Here is a 1,894-nt window from a genome sequence, read left to right as displayed (position 1 = left end):
ATCACCATCGTCCCCGAGCAGAAGGACCCCGACGGCGACTTCCCCACCTGCCCGTACCCCAACCCGGAGATCCGCGAGGCCATGCAGAAGGGCATCGACCTGTGCACCGAGGTCCAGCCCGACCTCCTGCTCGCCACGGATCCCGATGCCGACCGCGTCGGCGTCGCCTGCCAGGACGGTGACGACTACACGCTGCTCACCGGCAACGAGATGGGCGTGCTGCTGCTCGACTACATCTGCAAGATGCGCGCTGAGCGCGGTGAGGACCTGACCGACAAGGTCGCCGTGACCACGATCGTCTCCTCCGCGATGGTCGACGCGCTCGCCCAGGAGTACGGCTTCGAGCTGCGCCGCTGCCTGACCGGCTTCAAGTACATCGGCGATATCATCACCGGTCTGTCCGACGCGGGCCAGGTCGATCGCTACATCTTCGGGTTCGAGGAGAGCTACGGCTACCTCTCCGGGGACCATGTGCGCGACAAGGACGCCGTCAACGCGAGCCTGCTCATCTGCCAGATGGCGCAGTACTACAAGCTGCAGGGCAAGAACCTCGTCCAGGCCATGCGCGAGCTGTACGAGAAGTACGGCTACTACCACAACCGCACCATCTCCCTGTCCTATCCTGGTGCAGATGGCGCCGCTAAAATGGCAGGTATCATGGCTGCTCTGCGCGAGACCGCACCGGAGGAGATCGCCGGTGCGAAGGTCGAGGCGGTCGTGGACTACGCGGACGGCGTGAACGGCCTCCCCAAGGCGAACGTCATCGAGTTCGATCTCGAGGGCGGCGACAAGGCCATCGTGCGCCCGTCCGGCACCGAGCCCAAGATCAAGCTGTACATCTTCGCCAAGGGCGCCGATGCGGCGTCCGCGGACGCGCAGCTCGATGCGATCGAGGAGTCGGGCCGCAAGCTGCTGAGCTAACGGCCGGCCTATCGGATGAGAGAGCCGGGGCGCCTTCCGGGGCACCCCGGCTTTTCCATGCCGCGGGGCAGGGGAGGGCGGCTCCGGCGGGGGGTCGCCGTGGGGGAGCGTCTCCCGGCGGGCTGCTCGTCGAGATGGGCGGTTATCACGAGGAAGGTCCGCTTCCGGGCGAGCGGCTTACGGCAGGGGAGAGCCGACGGCGCCGCCGGCGAGGGACACCGATCGATCGGCCCGTCAGCCGAGGCCGCTCGATGCGGCATGCGGCTATCGCGAGAAGCCCGAGAGCAGGCGCGCCCGCTCGATGCACCGGGGGACGCGCTCGCACAGGAGGTCGATATCGCGGTCCGTGACGTCGTCCGCCAGCGAAAGGCGCAGCGTACCGCGGTTCCACGAAGGGTCGTCCCAGCCCATTGCGGTGATGACATGCGACGGTTCGGTCGACCCCGTGGAGCACGCGGATCCCGTCGCCGCGGCGACCCCGGCCCGGTCGAGGAGCACCACGAGCAGCTCGCCATCGACGTCATGGCATATGAAGGATGCGATCGAGGGGAGCCTCCGGTGCGGGTCGGGCTCGCCGGTGGGCCGTACGCCCGGGGTGCGTTCCAGCACCGTGGAGACGAGCCGGTCGCGGAGCGCTCCCACGCGCCGCGCGCGACCCTCGAGGTCCTCGCACGCCTCCTCGAGCGCCGCCGCCATGCCGACGGCGGAGGCCACGTCCTGCGTGCCCGAACGCAGTCCGCGCTCCTGCCCGCCGCCCTCGACCATGGGCGGTATGGAGAACCCGTCCCTCAGGTAGAGGGCCCCGGTCCCCCGCGGTCCGTGGAACTTGTGCGCCGACAGCGAGAGCGCATCGACCCCGAGCTCGTCGACATCGACGGGGATGTGCCCGACCGCCTGGACCGCATCGGTGTGGAAGGGGATGCCCCGCTCGTGGGAGATCCCCGCGAGTACCGGGATGTCCTCGATGGTCCCC

1 protein-coding gene and 1 pseudogene are annotated in these 1,894 nt (G+C 69.1%); one reads left to right on the top strand and one right to left on the bottom strand.

The window, feature by feature from the left end; genetic code table 11:
• Positions 1–921: pseudogene (locus INF29_RS14090) on the top strand (phospho-sugar mutase); the annotation flags it as partial.
• Positions 922–1,185: 264 nt separating this feature from the next.
• Here INF29_RS14090 and INF29_RS14085 read toward each other — a convergent pair.
• Positions 1,186–1,894 (bottom strand): cysteine desulfurase family protein (locus tag INF29_RS14085; protein WP_193487350.1); only part of this gene is annotated, 709 nt, incomplete at its 5' end.

The sequence above is a fragment of the Anaerotignum lactatifermentans genome (genome assembly GCF_014982935.1).
In the GTDB taxonomy this organism is placed as follows: domain Bacteria; phylum Bacillota; class Clostridia; order Lachnospirales; family Anaerotignaceae; genus Anaerotignum; species Anaerotignum lactatifermentans.
This window is presented reverse-complemented; position numbering and strand designations above follow the sequence as displayed.